Origin of the sequence: Pseudomonas sp. R4-35-07, from assembly GCF_003852235.1 — a bacterium.
Classification (GTDB): Bacteria; Pseudomonadota; Gammaproteobacteria; order Pseudomonadales; family Pseudomonadaceae; genus Aquipseudomonas.
The window spans coordinates 1,381,193-1,399,355 of sequence record NZ_CP027732.1; the positions used below are offsets into that span (position 1 = coordinate 1,381,193).

General features: G+C 59.8%; 15 protein-coding genes. 6 read left to right on the plus strand and 9 right to left on the minus strand.

Annotated features, from left to right (window positions below):
* Positions 1–10: 10 nt before the first annotated feature.
* Positions 11–2,602 carry a glycosyltransferase gene (locus tag C4J89_RS06225; RefSeq protein WP_124361598.1) on the minus strand — a complete coding sequence of 864 codons (2,592 nt, stop codon included), beginning with the start codon at positions 2,600–2,602 and terminating at the stop codon, positions 11–13.
* Positions 2,603–2,819: 217 nt separating this feature from the next.
* On the opposite strand from C4J89_RS06225, the gene tcdA reads away from it, so the two are divergent.
* The gene (tcdA, locus tag C4J89_RS06230) at positions 2,820–3,629 is read left to right on the plus strand and encodes a tRNA cyclic N6-threonylcarbamoyladenosine(37) synthase TcdA (protein ID WP_372237484.1); all 810 of its coding nucleotides are present in this window, start codon (positions 2,820–2,822) and stop codon (positions 3,627–3,629) included.
* Positions 3,630–3,729: 100 nt separating this feature from the next.
* Here tcdA and C4J89_RS06235 read toward each other — a convergent pair whose 3' ends face one another.
* The 4 genes from C4J89_RS06235 to C4J89_RS06250 form a co-directional block, all read right to left on the minus strand.
* Positions 3,730–4,137 (minus strand): SufE family protein, encoded by a 408-nt coding sequence (locus C4J89_RS06235; protein WP_124361600.1) that lies wholly within the window; start codon positions 4,135–4,137, stop codon positions 3,730–3,732.
* Complete coding sequence (locus tag C4J89_RS06240) at positions 4,134–5,339, minus strand: aminotransferase class V-fold PLP-dependent enzyme (protein ID WP_124414005.1); 1,206 nt, start codon at positions 5,337–5,339, stop codon at positions 4,134–4,136. The genes C4J89_RS06235 and C4J89_RS06240 overlap by 4 nt, the downstream gene beginning before the upstream one ends.
* Before the next feature lie 68 nt (positions 5,340–5,407).
* Positions 5,408–6,442, minus strand: coding sequence for a 2,3,4,5-tetrahydropyridine-2,6-dicarboxylate N-succinyltransferase (gene dapD / locus C4J89_RS06245; protein WP_124361602.1), 1,035 nt, complete (start codon positions 6,440–6,442; stop codon positions 5,408–5,410).
* A 31-nt stretch (positions 6,443–6,473) separates the two neighbouring features.
* On the minus strand, positions 6,474–6,782 hold the full coding sequence (locus C4J89_RS06250; protein ID WP_238785995.1) for an arsenate reductase: 309 nt from the start codon (positions 6,780–6,782) through the stop codon (positions 6,474–6,476).
* 265 nt (positions 6,783–7,047) lie between these two features.
* Between C4J89_RS06250 and C4J89_RS06255 the strand changes: the two genes are divergently transcribed.
* Positions 7,048–8,691, plus strand: coding sequence for a Na+/H+ antiporter (locus tag C4J89_RS06255; RefSeq protein ID WP_124361603.1), 1,644 nt, complete (start codon positions 7,048–7,050; stop codon positions 8,689–8,691).
* Here C4J89_RS06255 and C4J89_RS06260 read toward each other — a convergent pair.
* From C4J89_RS06260 to map, 4 genes are all read right to left on the minus strand, one after another.
* Positions 8,684–9,424 (minus strand): M12 family metallopeptidase, encoded by a 741-nt coding sequence (locus C4J89_RS06260; RefSeq protein WP_124414006.1) that lies wholly within the window; start codon positions 9,422–9,424, stop codon positions 8,684–8,686. The two genes, C4J89_RS06255 and C4J89_RS06260, sit on opposite strands and share 8 nt — an antisense overlap.
* A gap of 115 nt (positions 9,425–9,539) precedes the next feature.
* Positions 9,540–10,739 (minus strand): succinyldiaminopimelate transaminase, encoded by a 1,200-nt coding sequence (gene dapC / locus C4J89_RS06265; RefSeq protein WP_124414007.1) that lies wholly within the window; start codon positions 10,737–10,739, stop codon positions 9,540–9,542.
* A 156-nt stretch (positions 10,740–10,895) separates the two neighbouring features.
* Entirely contained in the window at positions 10,896–13,598 is a 2,703-nt protein-coding gene (locus C4J89_RS06270) for a [protein-PII] uridylyltransferase (protein WP_124414008.1), read from the minus strand.
* Between the two features lie 64 nt (positions 13,599–13,662).
* Positions 13,663–14,457, minus strand: a complete 795-nt coding sequence (gene map / locus C4J89_RS06275) for a type I methionyl aminopeptidase (protein WP_124414009.1) — start codon at positions 14,455–14,457, stop codon at positions 13,663–13,665.
* 376 nt (positions 14,458–14,833) lie between these two features.
* Here map and rpsB point away from each other — a divergent pair, with 376 nt between their 5' ends.
* From rpsB to frr, 4 genes are all read left to right on the plus strand, one after another.
* On the plus strand, positions 14,834–15,571 hold the full coding sequence (gene rpsB, locus C4J89_RS06280; protein WP_048719953.1) for a 30S ribosomal protein S2: 738 nt from the start codon (positions 14,834–14,836) through the stop codon (positions 15,569–15,571).
* A gap of 203 nt (positions 15,572–15,774) precedes the next feature.
* Complete coding sequence (gene tsf, locus C4J89_RS06285) at positions 15,775–16,638, plus strand: translation elongation factor Ts (RefSeq protein ID WP_124361608.1); 864 nt, start codon at positions 15,775–15,777, stop codon at positions 16,636–16,638.
* Between the two features lie 211 nt (positions 16,639–16,849).
* Positions 16,850–17,593 (plus strand): UMP kinase, encoded by a 744-nt coding sequence (pyrH, locus tag C4J89_RS06290; protein WP_003172271.1) that lies wholly within the window; start codon positions 16,850–16,852, stop codon positions 17,591–17,593.
* On the plus strand, positions 17,590–18,147 hold the full coding sequence (frr, locus tag C4J89_RS06295) for a ribosome recycling factor (protein ID WP_124361609.1): 558 nt from the start codon (positions 17,590–17,592) through the stop codon (positions 18,145–18,147). The genes pyrH and frr overlap by 4 nt, the downstream gene beginning before the upstream one ends.
* The last annotated feature ends 16 nt before the right edge of the window (positions 18,148–18,163 follow it).

The following is an 18,163-nucleotide window of genomic DNA, read 5'->3' on the forward strand; positions in this document are numbered from 1 at the left end:
TGCGCAAGTTTTACACGGCGGTAACAGGCTCTGCCTTCGGCGCCGGTTTCGGCAGCGACGACAAAAACGCCATGATCAGCGCCGCCAAGTACGGCAGCGACTGCACCAGCAACATTACTACCCAGAAACGCATGTCATTGCTCGGCAGGCCTTGCACCAGGTAAATCCCCAAAGCGGCGCCCCACAACAGCAGCATGATGAACATTTCTTCGCGGGCTTCGGAAATCGCCACCCAGAAGCCGTGGTTATCCGCGTTTTTCGGTGTACGAAAGAACGGAATGCTGGTGGTGAAGAAGCCGTACAGCACCGCTTTGGCGATGGTGTGCGACAACGCCAGGCCGGCCAGGGCCGCGCAGAAGGCATCCTTGAGGTTTACCCCGACCGCACGGCGGTAGAGGAAGATGATCTTGCCCACCTTGAACACGAACAACGCCAACGGCGGGATCGCGAAGATCAGCAACGGCGGATCGACGCGGGTCGGCACGATGATCATCGCCGCCGACCACAGCAGCGCGCCCACGGTGAAGAAGATGTTCATGCCATCGGCCACCCACGGCAGCCAGCCCGCGAGGAAGTGATAGCGCTGGCCACGGGTCAGCTCGGTGCCTTTGCCGCGCAGCAGGCTGGCGGTGTGGCGCTTGATGATCTGAATCGCACCGTAGGCCCAGCGGAAACGCTGTTTCTTGAAGTCGATAAAGGTGTCGGGCATCAGGCCCTTGCCGTAGCTGTCGTGGTAATACGCCGCCGACAGGCCTTTTTCGAACACGCGCAGGCCCAGTTCGGCGTCTTCACAGATGCACCAGTCGGCCCAGCCGAGTTCTTCGAGCACCGAGCGGCGGGTCATGGTCATTGTGCCGTGCTGGATGATCGCGTCGCGGTCGTTGCGGGTGACCATGCCGATATGGAAGAAGCCTTTGTATTCCGCGTAGCAGAGCTTCTTGAAGGTGCTTTCGTTCTGGTCGCGGTAATCCTGGGGCGACTGCACTACGGCGATTTTCGGGTCGGCGAAGTGCGGCACCATGTGCTTGAGCCAGTTGGGCGACACGCAGTAGTCCGAGTCGATCACCGCGATCACTTCGGCGTCCTTGGCGGTGTGCGGGATCAGGTAGTTCAGCGCGCCGCCCTTGAAACCGGCGAGGGGCGCGACGTGGAAGAACTTGAAGCGCGGGCCCAGGGTTTCGCAGTAATCGCGCACCGGTTCCCATACCGCCGGGTCCTTGGTGTTGTTGTCGATGATCAGGACTTCGTAGTCCGGGTAATCGAGTGCGGCCAGGGCGTCGAGGGTCTGTTTGACCATCTCCGGCGGCTCGTTGTAGCACGGCACATGGATCGACACTTTCGGGCGGTAGTCCGATTCCCCTTCGACCGGCAGGAATTCACGTCGGCGTTTGTGGGTCCACACCGCTTCCGCCAGTTCGTGGGCTTCGGTCAACAGCACGATAAACACACCCAGGGCACCGAGGGCCAGGAGAATGCCCACGGTCACGCTGAACCAGGTGCTGTATTGCTGGCTGTAGTCGTAGCCGATCCACACCAGCACCGAACCGCACAGGAACGCGATAAACGTCAGGAAGGTACGACCGCGCTGGCGCAGGGCCGAGCCGTCGATCATCAGCAGGGTCAGGGACAGCAGCGCCAGCACCACCGAACCGATGGCCAGCACGCGCCACTGTGGGATCGCGACCACCGGGCCTTCAAAGTTGAATTTCTGCTGACGCGCGGCGTTGAATACGCCCCAATAAGCGCCCGCCGAGCCTTCGTCGCTGACTTTCCAAGGCTGATCGAACGCCTCGATGACGAAGTAGTTGTAGCCCTGGCGATTGAGTTTGTTCACCAGCGTGCGCAGGTAAACCGCCTGGTCGGCAGGTGAGGCTTCATTACCGCCGCGCATGCGTCCGTTACTCGGCCAGCCAATTTCCGACAGCAGCAGCGGCTTTTTCGGGAACAGTTTTTTCAGGTCCCGCGCACGGTCGAGTACATACTGGCCGGCCTTGTCCATCGGGATAAACTCCCAGAACGGCAGGATGTGCGCGGCGATCAGGTCGACGTGCTTGGCCAGTTCCGGGTTTTTTTCCCAGATGTGCCATTGCTCGGAAGTCGTCACCGGCACCTTGACCGCTGCACGCACGCGGTCCAGCAGCACGATCAGGTCCTGCGGGGTGATTTCTTCACGGAACAACGCTTCGTTACCGACCACCACGCGAACGACGCTGCGCGAGCTGTTGGCGATTTCGATGGCGCGCTGGATTTCGCGTTCGTTGCGCTCAAGGTCCGGGCTGATCCAGATCCCCAGTGTCACCCGCAGGCCGAACTCTTCGGCCAACTTGGGAATGTCGCCCAGGGTGCCGTCGACCGAGTAGGTACGGATGTTGTCCGTCAGCTTGCTCATGATCGCCAGGTCCTGGCGCATCTGGTCGTCAGACGGGTACTGGTTTTTCTGAGGATATTGGCCTTGCTGGAACGGCGAGTAAGAGAACCCGGAGATCTGTTCGGGCCAGTTGGGAGCGGTGACCGGGCGGTTGATCAGCGCCCAGAAGCCAGTGAACAGCGCGGCGATTGCCAGCACGATCACCAGGTTGAGTCCAAATTTACGCGATGCCATGGTTATTTCGGGTTCCAAAGGGTGTGGAACGAAAAGAGGTGTCGGCCTGCACCGAACGGCGCGCATCCTACACCGGCCTTTCCCTGAGCGTACAGCAGACAGAGAAAAGCCGGACGTTAGTCCGCGAATGTTCACCTAAGTTCTTAACTTGTAACTTGTAGCTTAAAACTTGCCGCTGCGTAGCCCATAATGCGCGCCGGTTTTTAGGGTAATGGTCATGAGCACAGAAGATCCGCGGTTTGCAGGCGTCGCCCGCTTGTATGGCATTGAGGGCCTGGAACGCTTGAAAGCGGCCCATGTGGCGATCGTCGGCGTCGGCGGCGTGGGCTCGTGGGCGGCGGAAGCGATAGCCCGTTGCGGGGTGGGCGAGATTTCGCTGTTTGACCTGGATGACGTTTGCGTCAGCAACAGCAACCGCCAGCTGCATGCGCTGGACAGCACCGTGGGCAAACCCAAGGTCCAGGTGATGGCCGAACGTCTGCGCGGTATCAACCCGGATTGCACCGTGCATGCGGTGGCGGACTTCGTTACCCGCGACACCATGGCCGAGTACATCACCCCGAACATCGATTGCGTGATCGACTGCATCGACGCGGTCAACGCCAAGGCGGCGCTGATTGCCTGGTGCAAACGCCGCAAGATCCAGATCATCACCACCGGTGGCGCTGGCGGGCAGATCGACCCGACGCTGATCCAGGTGTGCGACCTGAACCGCACCTTCAACGACCCGCTGGCCTCGAAAGTACGCTCCACTCTTCGTCGTGACTATGGCTTCTCACGCACGGTAACCCGCCATTACAGCGTGCCCTGCGTGTTTTCCACCGAGCAGCTGCGCTATCCCAAGCCGGACGGCAGCATCTGTTTGCAGAAGAGTTTTGTCGGCGACGGCGTGAAGCTGGACTGCGCGGGAGGGTTTGGCGCGGTAATGATGGTGACCGCTACGTTCGGCATGGTGGCGGCGACCAAGGCGGTGGACAAGATTGTGGCTGGGGTTCGTCGGCCGTCGGAGCGGGTCAAGCCTGCCTGAAAATGTGGGAGGGGGCTTGCTCCCGATAGCTTAGTGTCAGTCACTGAATAAGTTGACTAATCCACCGCAATCGGGGGCAAGCCCCCTCCCACATTTGGTTTTATGTATGGCTGAGTTCGCGCATGCGCTGCAGGACTGCATTCAAGCCGTTGCTGCGTGACGGTGACAATTGTCGCGACAATCCGAGTTGAGCAAACCATCCGGGCAGATCAACCGCCTGCAACTCAGCCGCCGACAACCCATTCACCCGCGCCAGCAACAACGCCACCAGTCCACGAATCATCCGCGCCTCGCTGCTGGCGGCAAACTGCCAGTGGCCATTGTGCAAATGCCCCACCAACCACACCAGGCTCTCACAGCCCTGTACGAGGTTGGCATCGACCTTGTCCTCATCCGCCAAGGCGGGCAGGCGTTCACCCCATTGCATCAGCATTCGGGCGCGTTGTTCCCAACTGCCGACTGACTGAAAGGCTTCCAGCGCAGCCACCGCATCCACCGGCAAGCTCATCGCAGCATCTCCAGCGCCTGGTCCAGCGCTTCAAAAAAGCGTTCCAAGTCATCGGAGTCGTTGTACAGCGCGAGGGACACGCGAATCGCCCCCGACAGTTGCAGCATCTTGAGCAGCGGCATCGCACAGTGATGGCCGGCACGCACGGCGATCCCCTGCTCGGTCAGCAGGTGCGCGAGGTCGGCGTTATGCACGCCCTCGACCACAAAGCTGACCAGCGCCACTTGCGGCGCGCCGAGTATGCGCACGCCATTGCGCGCTTTTAAGCCGCGCAGCAAATAATCGTGCAGTGCCGCTTCATGCCTGACCACCGCCTGTGGATCCAGCGAAGTCAGGTAATCCAGGGTCGCACCCAGGCCGATCACGCCAGCTATCGGTGGCGTTCCCGCCTCAAAACCCAGGGGGGCAGGGCGGAAGCTGGCGCTGTGGTAGTCCGTCTGTTGCACCATTTCTCCGCCAAACTGCCAGTGGCGCAGGTGATGCAAGGCTTCATGGCGGCCGTAGAGCACGCCGACTCCGTCTGGGCCGTACAGTTTGTGACTGGAAAATACATAAAAGTCGCAGCCCAGAGCCTGCACGTCGTGGTGGCCATGGACGATGCCTTGGGCACCGTCGACTACGGTCAGCGCGCCGTGGCTGCGGGCCAGCCTGAGCAAGGCGTCGAGCGGCTGCCAGGTGCCGAGTACGTTGGATAACTGGCTGACCGCCAACAGCCGCGTGCGCGGGCCGATCAGCCGTTCGGCGGCGTCAAGGTCGATCACGCCGTCAGCGTCCAGGGGCAGTATCACCAGCGTCAGTGCGCGACGTCTGGCCAGTTGCTGCCAGGGCAACAGGTTGGCGTGGTGCTCCAGGGCGCTGATGGCAATCTCATCGCCCGCATCGAATAAGTGCTCGAGGCCGTAGGCCAGGAGGTTCAGCGCAGAGGTCGCGCCGTGGGTAAACACCACCTGCCCGCTGTCGCCCGCATTCAACCATTGCGCAACCTTGCTGCGACTGTCTTCAAACGCCTGGGTCGCATGGGCCCCCGGCAAATGCTGGGCACGGTGCACGTTGGCTGCGCCATTGGCGTAGTAATGGCTGATTGCATCCAGCAGGGCTTGGGGCTTTTGCGTGGTGGCGGCGTTGTCCAGGTAGGTCTGGTCTTGCCGTTGCAGGGTGGCGATGGCTGGAAAGTCCGCACGCCAAGGGGAGGGCACAAGCATGATGTTCAAGACTCGTATAAGCGGGCCGCAACCCGAAGGTGCGGCCCACTGGGGCATCGAGTGGCTGCTTAGTTGTGAGCGTGCAGCGCTTCGTTCAGTTCGATGGCCGATTTGTGGGTTTTGCACTCCACGGCACCGGTCTCGGAGTTGCGACGGAAGAGCAGGTCCGGCTGGCCGGCCAGTTCACGCGCCTTGACCACTTTGACCAGTTGGTTCTTCTCGTCCAACAGCGCAACTTTGGTCCCGGCGGTCACGTACAGGCCGGACTCCACGGTGTTGCGGTCGCCCAGCGGGATACCGATACCGGCATTGGCGCCGATCAGGCAGCCTTCGCCGACCTTGATCACGATGTTGCCGCCGCCCGACAGGGTACCCATGGTCGAGCAGCCGCCGCCCAGGTCGGAACCCTTGCCGACGAACACGCCAGCCGATACACGGCCTTCGATCATGCCCGGGCCTTCGGTGCCGGCGTTGAAGTTGACGAAACCTTCGTGCATGACGGTGGTGCCTTCGCCCACGTAGGCGCCCAGGCGCAGGCGGGCGGCATCAGCGATACGCACACCGCTCGGTACGACGTAGTCGGTCATTTTCGGGAATTTGTCTACCGAGAACACTTCCAGCAGCTCGCCGCGCAGGCGCGCTTCCAACTGGCGTTCGGCCAGTTCGGCGATGTCGATAGCGCCCTGGCTGGTCCAGGCCACGTTCGGCAGTTGCGGGAACACGCCGGCCAGGTTCAGGCCGTGGGGTTTGACCAGGCGGTGGGACAGCAGGTGCAGCTTGAGGTAGGCCTCAGGCGTGGAGGTCAGGGCGGCGTCTTCGGCCAGCAAGGTCGCAACCAGCGGCGTATGGCTTTCAGCCAGGCGGCTCAGCAGCGCGGCCTGGGCGGTATCGACGCCTTTGAGCGCGTCGGCCAGTTGCAGGGCCTGGGTGACGGTGAAGGTAATCGCCTGGTTGCCTTCGGTGTAGCCGAGGATCGGCGCGATGGCCGCGACGATGTCAGCCGACGGGTTGAGCAAGGGTTGTGCGTAAAACACTTCCAGCCAAGCACCTTGGCGGTTCTGAGTGCCGACGCCGAAGCCCAGGCTGAACAGGGAATTGGACATGCTGTTACCTCTACAAAAATGGAAGGCTGGCCTACTTGAGGGCCGCCGAATAACTATCTGGCTTGAAGCCAATCAGGGTTCTGTCACCGAGATCGAGCACCGGGCGCTTGATCATCGAGGGTTGCGCGAGCATCAATTCAATGGCTTTCGACTGATCGAGATCGGCTTTGCGTTCGTCTTCGAGTTTGCGAAAGGTGGTGCCCGCACGGTTCAAAACCACCTGCCAACCGTGCTCGTCGCACCATTGGGTCAAGTGTTCGCGGTCGATACCGGCCGTTTTGTAATCATGGAACTCATAGCTCACAGCGTGCTCATCAAGCCAGGTGCGCGCCTTTTTCATGGTGTCGCAGGCTTTGATGCCGAAAAGGTGCAAGGTTTTGCTTGAAGCGGTCAAGGAATTGCCCCCTTTGGATGAATGAAAAATGAAAGATCGCGGATTATGCCACGCCCAGCGCGTTTCGGCGCCGTTCGTCAGTGCTGTGCGACGTTTGTGCAAAAGGCAGTGCGCCGCATAGCCGGTTACCATAGCCGGGTAATATGGCACTTCAACGGCCAGTTGTTGCCTCATGTGTCGTTGCAAGTCGATTGTCTGGGAAACCCGCGTTATGCAAACCGCCTACACCGTTCTTATCCTACTGATGCTGGTCAGCGTGTCGCGTCTGATCGGGCGCATCATTCCCCTGCCGCTGCCGCTGGTACAGATTGCCGCCGGGGCCCTGCTGGCCTGGCCCACGTTGGGGCTGCATGTGGCGCTGGACCCGGAGCTGTTCCTGTTTCTGTTCTTGCCGCCGCTGCTGTTTTCCGATGGCTGGCGCATGCCCAAGCGTGAGCTGTGGCGCCTGCGCGGGCCGATCCTGACCTTGGCGGTGGGGTTGGTGCTGTTCACGGTGGTCGGCGCGGGTTATTTCATTCACTGGATTCTGCCGACGATTCCGTTGCCGGTAGCCTTTGCCCTGGCGGCCGTGTTGTCGCCGACGGATGCCGTGGCGGTGTCGGCCATTGCCCAGAACCGCCTGCCCACCCCCTTGATGCATATGCTCCAGGGTGAGGCCTTGATGAATGATGCGTCGGGCCTGGTGACCTTCAAGTTTGCCCTGGCGGCCGCGTTGACCGGGGTGTTTTCCCTGGCCGATGCCAGCCTGACCTTTGTCTTGGTCGCAGTGGGTGGGCTGGCGGTCGGTGTGGCGTTGAGCTGGCTGGTCGGTCGCCTGCGTGCCTGGATGATTGCACGGGGTTGGGATGACCCGGCCACCCACGTGGTGTTCATGTTGCTGCTGCCCTTCGCGGCCTACGTACTGGCGGAACGCTTGGGCGCTTCGGGCATTTTGTCGGCCGTGGCGGCGGGCATGATGCAGAGCTGGCTGGACCTGCTGCCGCGTCAAACCAGTACACGGCTGCTCAATCGCAGTGTCTGGTCGCTGCTGGAGTTTGCCTTCAACGGCCTGATCTTTCTGCTGCTGGGCCTGCAACTGCCGGACATTATCAAGGCAGTGGTGAGCCATGAGCCGACGTTGTGGCCGACCTTGATGTACCGCTGCCTGGACGTGATTGCGATCTTCGTGGTGCTGGTGGTGTTGCGCTTTATCTGGGTTCAGAGCATTTGGCGGCTGTCAGGCTTGCTGCGTCGCGTGCGTGGCAAAAGCGAGCTGACCCTGGTGCCCACGGCGCGATCCTGTTGGCTGCTGACGGTGGGCGGCGTACGCGGTGCGGTGACACTGGCGGGCGTGATGTCGGTGCCATTGCTGCTGGCGCCGGGCCAGGCTTTTCCGGAGCGCGACTTGCTGATCTTTATCGCGGCCGGCGTCATTCTGTTGTCGCTGGTCGCCGCCTGTATCGCGCTGCCGTTGCTGCTTCGCGGTATCGAAAAGAGTCCCGATGAAAAGCGTCACCGAGAGGTTCGCGAGGCCTGGAAAAAAACCGCCGTGGCAGCGATCCATGCGCTGGAAGCTGAAGAGCCTGATGAAACCGCAGTGTCGGATGCGGCTCAAGCGGCATTGGCCACTGAGCTCAAGGCGCGATTGATGTCGGAATATCGCCACCAGCTTGAGGTATTCAACGATTCCGCCGAAGCCCAGGCCCTGGCGCTGCAGATGGACCAGCTGGAACGCAAGCTGCGGCTCAAGGGGCTGCGTGCGCAGCGGTTGGAGTTGTATCGTTTGAGTCGCCAACATCAAATTGGCGATGATGTATTGCGCGAAGTCCTGGCGGATCTGGATATGAGTGAAGCGAACTTGGGCAGCATCAAGTAGTTTGGGCGTTGATCATTACGCGGATGCCGGTACTGAGCAGTTTGCCGAGCAGTGTTTTATCCTCCGGGTACAGTGTCTGCACAAAACTTTTATCGCCTTCAGATAGTTTGAAGTTTCGCGGGATGGGTTTTCCACTGTTCAGTCGTGATGCGTGAACCTCATAGTGCATGATGGATTTGTCATCATAGTTTGAAGTTTTTACCTGTCTGCGCGAAAAGGGGCGGAGGATATCGTTGTGGGCCTTAGACGAGGGTTCTCCTCTCGATGCATATTCGTCATGGATGTTCTGTCTGTTCAGGTCCAACGTCCGATCAGGGTGCTGATGCTCATGCTTGAGGCCGAGGGCGTGGCCGAATTCATGCTGGATCGTTGCGGCGACGCTGTCTGGCGAGCGTGTGAAGTCAATGCCCATGGTCGGTTTGGATAAAGGCACCTTCTTTGCGCCGGTGCCCACGTTTGACCATCCCGATCCGTTGTCAGCGTCCGCATTGATGCGGATATCGCCATTGGGGCTGTTGGTGAACTTGAAGTAGAGATTGGTATGCGGCGCCCATGCGTTGATGTTGTGCTTTACCAACGCTTTTTGTTCTGGGGTCATGTTCAGCAGGGAGATAGTCAGCACCGAATGCTGAGGCCATAGTTTGTCGGGCATGGCGACGCCGCGCTTACTTCTATTGAGCGGCGCGGTGACGCAATGAGCAGAAGGCGAAGTGGGCGAAATCGTGAGAGTCATGGGGTTCACCTAAGTGTTTATATAAACTTAGGTGTAAGGTTTGCGTGTTTCTGTTCCCTCTCAATAGTTGCAAGAAACAACGCTGGAGGCCGCCCCGTTGGGAGCGGCTTGTGTCTCAACCGCGGCGCTGGATGAAATCGCGAATCCGCCCAGCCGCTTCGACACATTCGGCCAGCGGTGCAACCAATGCCAGGCGTACACGCCCGGCGCCTGGGTTGAAGCCATCCACTTCGCGGGACAGGTAAGAGCCCGGTACCACCGTCACATGTTCCTCCACGAACAAATCACGGCAGAAAGCAGCATCGTCCCCGTTCACATTCGGCCACAAATAAAAGCCGCCGTCCGGGCTTTGCACGTCCAGCACCGGTTTGAGGATCGCCAGCACTGCGTCGAACTTCTCGCGATACAGGTCACGGTTGGCCTGTACGTGCGCTTCGTCCTGCCAGGCGGCGATGCTGGCCAGTTGGGTTTGCACCGGCATTGCGCAGCCGTGATAGGTGCGATACAGCAGGAAAGCCTTGAGAATCTCAGCATCGCCAGCGACAAAGCCCGAACGCAGGCCCGGCAGGTTGGAGCGCTTGGACAGGCTGTGGAACACCACGCAACGCTTGAAGTCCTGGCGACCCAGTTCGACACAGGCGCTCAGCAGGCCTGGCGGCGGGGTTTGCTCATCGAAGTATAGCTCGCTGTAGCACTCGTCGGCGGCGATCACGAAATCGTATTCATCGGCCAGGGCGATCAGCTTTTTCAGGGTGTCTACCGGAATCAGCGCGCCGGTCGGGTTGCCCGGGGAGCACAGGAACAGGATCTGGCAACGTTTCCAGATGTCCGGCGACACGGCATCGAAGTCCGGGTTGAACCCATTGGTGTCCAGGCACGCCAGGTAATGCGGCTTGGCACCGGCGAGGAACGCGGCGCCTTCGTAGATCTGGTAGAACGGGTTCGGGCTCACCACCAGCGCGTCGTCACCGCGATTGACCACGGCTTGGGTAAAGGCGAACAGCGCCTCGCGTGTGCCGTTGACCGGCAGGATATTGCGCGCCGGGTCCAGCCAGCCTGCAGGTACGTTGAAGCGGCGCTCGCACCAGGCGCCAATGGCCTCGCGTAATGCGGGGATGCCCAGTGTGGTCGGGTACACCGCCATCTGGTCCAGGTTGTTGCTCAGCGCCTCGGCCACGAAACTCGGTGATTTGTGCTTGGGCTCGCCAATCGACAGGGCAATCGGGCGTTTGGCCGGGTTGGGGGTGACACTGCCGAGCAGGGCGCGCAGTTTCTCGAATGGGTAAGGCTGCAGCTGGTTCAGGGCGTTGTTCATCGCAAGTCTCGTCAATTCAGTTGTCGGCACGCGGTCTGGTTGCCGGCGAAAATTCAATGTGGGAGGGGGCTTGCTCCCGATTGCGTTGTGTCAGTCAGCTGATCTTTATCTGATCCAATGCTATCGGGAGTAAGCCCCTCCCACATACGCCGGTGTTCATAGGGTCAGGCGCGTCAGCGCGACGCCGGGTTCCTGGGTCACGCTCAATTGCTCCACGATCGCATCCTGCAAACGGCGGCACAGTTCAGGGTCGGACAGCGGCTGGTTATCGGCGTCGGTGATGAAGAACACGTCTTCCACGCGCTCGCCGAGGGTCGCAATCTTGGCGTTCTGCAGCGACAGGTCGAACTCCAGGAAAATCCCGCCGATGCGTGCCAGCAGGCCGGGGCGATCCGGCGCGCTGAGCTCCAGCACGGTTACCGGGCGCTGGGCGTCGTTGGAGATCGTCACCTGCGGCGCAAAGGCAAAGTGCTTGAGCTGGCGCGGTACCCGGCGCTGGATGATGGTCGGGTAATCATCCGGGTTGCGCAGGGCTTCGGTCAGGCCTTCGCGGATCTTCTTCACACGCACCGGATTGTCGCCAATCGAGTCGCCTTCGGTGTCGAGCACAATATAGGTGTCAAGGGTGAACTGGCTGCTGGAGGTGATCACCCGCGCGTCATGAATGTTCAGGTTGAGCTGGTCCATGGCCGCCACGGTTACGGCGAAGAAGTCATGTTGGTCCGGCGCGTAGATAAAAATCTGCGTGCCGCCTTCGAATTCGCGCTGGGTGGTTTCCTTGATCAGGACCAGCGGGCCGCCATCGGCCGGCTGTTGAAGGATGGCGTCGGTGTGCCAGGCGACATCGCCGGCGGTGTGACGCAGGAAATAGTCGTCACCCAGTTGCGACCACAGTTGTTCAACATCGTCCGGGTCGTTGCCGCCGCGCACCAGGATATCCAGGGCCGCGCTTTGGGTGCGGCGGATCTGCTCTTCGCGGTCTACCGGGTTTTCCAGGCCGCGGCGCAGGGCGCGCTTGGTCTCGGTGTACAACTGGCGCAACAGGCTGGCGCGCCAGGAGTTCCATAACGTCGGGTTGGTGGCGTTGATGTCGGAGACGGTCAGCACGTAGAGGTAGTCGAGGCGGGTTTCATCGCCGACGATCTGCGCGAAGTCGTGGATCACTTGCGGGTCGGACAAGTCCTTGCGCTGGGCGGTGGTCGACATCACCAGGTGGTTCTGCACCAGCCAGACGATCAGGCGGCTGTCCCACAACGGCAATTGGTGGCGTTGGCAGAACGCTTCGGCATCCACCGCGCCGATCTCCGAATGGTCGCCATGCCGGCCCTTGCCGATGTCGTGGTACAGGCCGGCCAGGTAGATCAGCTCTGGCTTGGGCAGCTTGGCCATGAGCTTACTGGCCAGTGGGAATTTCTCTGACACCTGGGTGTACTGCAACTTACGCAAGTGCTTGATCAGGTTCAGCGTGTGGGCGTCCACGGTATAGATGTGGAACAGGTCGTGCTGCATCTGCCCGACGATAAAGCCGAACTCCGGCAGGTAGCGCCCGAGGATGCCGTAGCGGTTCATGCGCCGCAGGTTGCGGTGGATGCCGATCTTGCACTTGAACAGTTCGATAAACAGGCTGGTGTTGCGGATGTCATGACGAAACTCATCGTCGATCAGATGACGGTTTTCCCGCAGCAGGCGAATGGTATCGGCGCGCACGCCTTTGATTTCCGGCTGCTGGGCCATCAGCACGAAGATTTCCAGCATGGCGAACGGCGTGCGGCGGAATACGTTGTCGTTGCGCGCCTCGATGTAACCGTCGTGCAGTTGGAAGCGCGAATTGATCGGTTGCGGCGGCGCTTCGTCTTCGGGTGCCAGGATCACTTCTTCGAAGTGCTGGATGATCAGGTCGCTGAGCTGGGCAATGCTCATCACTACCCGGTAGTACTGCTGCATGAAGCTTTCGATGCTGGTCTTCGCGTCTTCGCCTTCAAAACCCAATAGGGTCGCGATGGAGCGCTGGTGGTCGAACAGCAGGCGGTCTTCCGAGCGCCCGGCAAGCATGTGCAGGGCGTAGCGCACTTTCCACAGGAACTCCTGGGACGAGGCCAGCAGCGCGTTTTCGCTCTCCACCAGAAAGCCCTCGCCGGCCAGGGCGCGCAGGTTCAGGGTGCCGTACTGGCGACGGGCCACCCACAAAATCGTCTGGATATCCCGCAGCCCGCCCGGCGAGCCTTTGACGTTGGGTTCCAGGTTGTATTCGGTGTCGTTGTATTTGTGGTGCCGCGCCTTTTGCTCGGCACGCTTGGCCAGGAAAAAATCCTTGCTCGGCCACATGTGTGCGGTGTTGGTGACTTCGAGCATGCGTTGGCGCAGGCGCTCGGGGCCGGCGATGGTGCGGCTTTCCATCAGGTTGGTGATGACGGTCAGGTCGGCGCGAGCCTCTTCGGCGCATTCGTCCACCGAGCGTACGCTCTGGCCGACTTCCAGGCCGATGTCCCACAACAGCGTCAGAAACCGCTCGATGGAATCGCGAAAAATCTCATGGTCGGCGCTGTCCAGCAGAATCAGCAGGTCGATGTCGGAGTAGGGGTGCAACTCACCACGGCCGTAGCCGCCGACCGCGACCAGGGCGATATCCGCCTCGCTGCTCCAGCTGAACTGTTCCCAGGCTTTTTGCAGGATATTGTCGACGAACCAGGCGCGGTCCTCGATCAGCCGGCGTATATCGCGGCCGCTGCGAAAGCGCACATCGAGCACCTCGCGGGCCTGGCGGATCGCCTTCTTGAACGCGGCGATAGGGCTCGCCTTCAGCGCCAGTTCGGCCTGGAACTGGCCACGGTCGAAGAGTTCGGGATCCACCTGGGGCATCGATCGGCTTTCCTTTCTATCTATCAGTCATTCACAAAACAGTGGGGGAAAACCTGAGTAATCCCTAAGCCGAAGCAGCACCCGACGTGCGCGGAATCGTGTCGTCGGCGCGAAGGGTGAAAATCTCGTAGCCGGTTTCGGTGACCAGCAGGGTGTGCTCCCACTGGGCCGAGAGTTTGCGGTCCTTGGTGATGGCGGTCCAGCCGTCGCCCAGCACCTTGGTATCGGCCTTGCCTTGGTTGATCATCGGTTCGATGGTAAAGGTCATGCCGGCCTTGAGTTCCATGCCGGTGCCGGCGCGGCCGTAATGCAAGATCTGCGGCTCTTCATGGAACACGGTACCGATGCCATGGCCGCAGAACTCGCGCACCACCGAGAAGCCATTCTTTTCGGCGTGCTTCTGGATCACTTCACCGATATCGCCCAGGCGGCAGCCTGGCTTGACGATCTCGATGGCCTTGTACATGCATTCCTGGGTCACCTGGGACAGGCGCTCGGCCCAGACCGGCACGTTGCCGACGTGGAACATGCGGCTGGTGTCGCCGAAGTAGCGGTCCTTGATCACGGTGACGTCGATGTTCAGGGTGTCGCCGTCCTTCAACGGCTTGTCACCCGGGATCCCGTGGCACACCACGTGGTTGACCGAGGTGCAGATCGACTTGGGAAAGCCTTTGTAGTTCAGTGGGGCCGGAATGGCCTTTTGCACATTGACGATATAGTCATGGCAGATCTGGTTCAGTTCTTCGGTGGTGACGCCGGGCTTGACGTGTTCGGCGATCATTTCCAGCACGTCGGCGGCCAGTTTGCCGGCGATGCGCATGCCGGCGATGTCTTCGGCGGTTTTCAAACTAACGGTCATACAGGCTCTCTCTAGCGCGACGCGCTGAAATCAATACGGTTCACGGGCGTGCGACACTTCGCACACGCCACAAAAAAACGCGATTCTAACAGACGCGGGCGACAAACCATGAGCCCCTGACGATCGCTTCTCTCTATAGAGTGGGGGTATATCGGCGCCATTCAAAGGGTTGGAACAGGGAAGCTTGCGGCAAATGTGATTGCGGGTTCCGTTTTCGCCCTTGCTGTGGTATAAAATGCGCCGCTTTCCGGGGATGCCCCGCAGAGCTTAAATCCACACACGTGTCGACACGATGACCTGGGTGCCGGAGGCCTTGAAGCCGCTGGTTGGTCATTGGGATACGTGGAGGCCAAACCCGACTTATTAAGGAACTATCATGTCCCAAGTCAACATGCGCGATATGCTGAAGGCCGGTGTGCACTTCGGTCACCAGACCCGTTACTGGAACCCGAAAATGGGTAAGTACATTTTCGGCGCGCGTAACAAGATCCACATTATCAACCTTGAAAAAACCCTGCCAATGTTCAACGAAGCTTTGACTTTCGTAGAGCGCCTGGCCCAGGGCAAAAACAAGATCCTGTTCGTCGGCACCAAGCGTTCCGCTGGCAAGATCGTTGCTGAAGAAGCAGCACGTTGCGGTTCGCCGTACGTCGATCACCGCTGGTTGGGCGGCATGCTGACCAACTTCAAAACCATCCGTGCTTCCATCAAGCGTCTGCGTGACCTTGAAGTGCAAGCCGAAGACGGTACTTTCGCCAAGCTGACCAAGAAAGAGGCGCTGATGCGCACTCGCGACCTGGAAAAGCTCGATCGTTCCCTGGGTGGTATCAAGGACATGGGCGGTCTGCCTGACGCACTGTTCGTTATCGACGTTGATCACGAGCGCATCGCGATCACCGAAGCCAACAAGCTGGGCATCCCTGTTATCGGCGTAGTCGATACCAACAGCAGCCCGGATGGCGTTGACTACATCATCCCAGGCAACGATGACGCAATCCGCGCTATCCAGCTGTACATGGGTTCGATGGCTGACGCTGTAATCCGTGGTCGCAACCACGTTGCTGGTGGTACCGAGCAGTTCGTTGAAGAAGCTCCGGTAGCCGCAGCTGAGTAATTGACGCCCTGGCGTTGACTCAGTAAGCAAAAAGGGGGCTTGGCCCCCTTTTTGCCACCTCGAAAACCATTTGTTGGCGCCCACTTGTGGCGGCGCATCGTTGCTCTGTAACGTGCAGCAGCCTACAACGGATATTCGGGAAGAATTGATCCCCCGTTCGATCGGGTGGAATGGTTGAAAACCTATCCAAGAGGAATTTGAAAATGGCAGCAATTACTGCAGCGTTGGTTAAAGAACTGCGTGAGCGTACCGGCGAAGGCATGATGGATTGCAAGAAGGCCCTGGAAAAGGCCGACGGCGACATCGAAAAAGCCATTGACGACATGCGTGCTTCCGGCGCCATCAAGGCCGCCAAGAAAGCAGGCAACGTGGCTGCTGAAGGCGCCATCGCTCTGAAAGAAGACGGCAAGTCCGCGGTACTGCTGGAAGTGAACTCGCAGACCGACTTCCTGGCTCTGCAGGACGACTTCAAGGCATTTGTTGCCGCCAGCGTTGAAAAAGCGTTCGCCGACAAACTGACTGACGCCGCTCCGCTGATCGAAGCTCAAGAAGCAGATCGCCTGGTACTGGTCGGCAAGGTTGGCGAAAACGTCAACATCCGTCGCCTGGTGCGCGTTGAAGGTGACGTGGTAGGTGGTTACCTGCACGGCAACAAGATCGGTGTTGCAGTTGTCCTGAAAGGCGGCAACGTTGAACTGGCCAAAGACATCGCTATGCACGTAGCGGCCAGCAACCCTGAGTTCCTGTTGCCTTCGGAAGTTTCTGCCGAAGCGATCGAGCGTGAAAAAGCTGTGTTCCTGCAGCTGAACGAAGAAAAAATCAAAGGCAAGCCAGAAAACATTGTTGAGAACATGGTCAAAGGCCGTATCAGCAAGTTCCTGGCTGAAGCAAGCCTGGTTGAGCAGGCGTTCGTCAAGAACCCTGAAATCAAGGTTGGCGAACTGGCCAAGAAAGCCGGTGCTGAAATCGTTTCCTTCACTTACTTCAAAGTAGGCGACGGTATCGAGAAGCCGGTCGACAACTTCGCTGAAGAAGTTGCTGCCCAGCTGGCTGCCGCCAAGCAATAAGACAGTTTTCAACTGTCGCCCGAAAGAGGCTGCCCGCTCACGCGCGCAGCCTCTTTTCAAATGGGAAGGCGAATTTATTTGGCTTCCCCTCGGAACTGGCTTACAAAGCCGTGTTCCGATGGCGCTGTGATGGCGTCCAGCTAGAGTGAACGCAAGCCGTAAACGGCTCGCCAAGAATTTTTTAAAAAATACGCCGCAGGAGAGATTCGCAATGGCTCAGCAGGGCAGTGGTTATCAGGCTCGCTATAAACGCATTCTACTCAAGCTCAGCGGCGAGGCCCTGATGGGCTCGGAAGAGTTCGGGATCGACCCCAAGGTACTTGACCGCATGGCGCTCGAAGTCGGCCAATTGGTCGGTATCGGTGTTCAGGTGGGCCTGGTGATCGGTGGTGGCAACCTGTTCCGCGGCGCGGCACTGAGTGCTGCCGGCATGGATCGGGTCACTGGCGACCACATGGGCATGCTGGCCACTGTGATGAACGCCCTGGCCATGCGTGACGCCCTGGAGCGTGCCAATATCTCGGCCATCGTGATGTCGGCTATTTCCATGGTCGGTGTGACCGATCACTACGATCGCCGCAAAGCCATGCGCCACCTGAACGCCAAGGAAGTGGTGATCTTTGCCGCGGGCACCGGTAACCCATTCTTCACCACCGATTCGGCCGCATGCCTGCGTGCTATCGAAATCGACGCAGACGTGGTGTTGAAGGCGACCAAGGTGGATGGCGTATACACTGCAGATCCATTCAAAGACCCGCATGCCGAGAAGTTCGATCATCTGACCTACGATGAAGTGCTGGATCGCAAGCTGGGTGTGATGGACCTGACGGCTATCTGTCTGTGCCGCGACCACAAGATGCCGCTGCGCGTATTTAACATGAACAAGCCCGGCGCCCTGCTGAATATCGTACACGGCGGCGCAGAAGGGACTCTGATCGAGGAAGGCCAACAATGATCAACGAAATCAAGAAAGACGCCCAAGCGCGTATGCACAAATCCCTGGAATCGCTGAACCATGCATTTGGTCAGATTCGCACGGGCAAGGCTCACCCAAGCATCCTGGGCAGCGTGATGGTGCCCTACTACGGTACGGACACCTCCATTACCCAGGTGGCCAACATCACCGTAAAAGACTCGCGCACCCTGCAGGTCGTGGCCTTCGAGCGCAACATGCTCGGGGCGGTCGACAAAGCTATCCAGAGTGCCGGCTTGAACCTCAACCCGACCAACTTGGGCGAGTTGTTGTTGATTTCCATGCCTGCCCTGACCGAAGAGACCCGCAAGGGCTTCACCAAGCAGGCGCGCAGCGCGGCTGAAGATGCACGGGTTGCCGTGCGCAACATCCGTCGCGATGCCTTGGGTGACCTGAAGAAGCTGGTCAAGGACAAGGAAATCAGCGAAGACGAAGAGCGCCGTGCCGTTGCCGATATCGATAAGCTGACCAAGGATGCGGAGGCCCAGATCACCAAGGCCACCGAAGAAAAAGAAAAGGACCTGATGGCCGTATAAGGGGTCAGGACGCCTT

Bases quoted from the DNA above. Each gene is read 5' to 3' on its own strand.
- C4J89_RS06270 (WP_124414008.1), bottom strand. From the start codon at position 13,598: ATGCCCCAGGTGGATCCCGAACTCTTCGACCGTGGCCAGTTCCAGGCC.
- dapD (WP_124361602.1), bottom strand. From the start codon at position 6,442: ATGTCCAATTCCCTGTTCAGCCTGGGCTTCGGCGTCGGCACTCAGAAC.
- map (WP_124414009.1), bottom strand. From the start codon at position 14,457: ATGACCGTTAGTTTGAAAACCGCCGAAGACATCGCCGGCATGCGCATC.
- C4J89_RS06250 (WP_238785995.1), bottom strand. From the start codon at position 6,782: ATGAAAAAGGCGCGCACCTGGCTTGATGAGCACGCTGTGAGCTATGAG.
- tsf (WP_124361608.1), top strand. From the start codon at position 15,775: ATGGCAGCAATTACTGCAGCGTTGGTTAAAGAACTGCGTGAGCGTACC.
- C4J89_RS06235 (WP_124361600.1), bottom strand. From the start codon at position 4,137: ATGAGCTTGCCGGTGGATGCGGTGGCTGCGCTGGAAGCCTTTCAGTCA.
- C4J89_RS06255 (WP_124361603.1), top strand. From the start codon at position 7,048: ATGCAAACCGCCTACACCGTTCTTATCCTACTGATGCTGGTCAGCGTG.
- C4J89_RS06240 (WP_124414005.1), bottom strand. From the start codon at position 5,339: ATGCTTGTGCCCTCCCCTTGGCGTGCGGACTTTCCAGCCATCGCCACC.
- tcdA (WP_372237484.1), top strand. From the start codon at position 2,820: ATGAGCACAGAAGATCCGCGGTTTGCAGGCGTCGCCCGCTTGTATGGC.
- rpsB (WP_048719953.1), top strand. From the start codon at position 14,834: ATGTCCCAAGTCAACATGCGCGATATGCTGAAGGCCGGTGTGCACTTC.
- pyrH (WP_003172271.1), top strand. From the start codon at position 16,850: ATGGCTCAGCAGGGCAGTGGTTATCAGGCTCGCTATAAACGCATTCTA.
- C4J89_RS06260 (WP_124414006.1), bottom strand. From the start codon at position 9,424: ATGACTCTCACGATTTCGCCCACTTCGCCTTCTGCTCATTGCGTCACC.
- C4J89_RS06225 (WP_124361598.1), bottom strand. From the start codon at position 2,602: ATGGCATCGCGTAAATTTGGACTCAACCTGGTGATCGTGCTGGCAATC.
- dapC (WP_124414007.1), bottom strand. From the start codon at position 10,739: ATGAACAACGCCCTGAACCAGCTGCAGCCTTACCCATTCGAGAAACTG.
- frr (WP_124361609.1), top strand. From the start codon at position 17,590: ATGATCAACGAAATCAAGAAAGACGCCCAAGCGCGTATGCACAAATCC.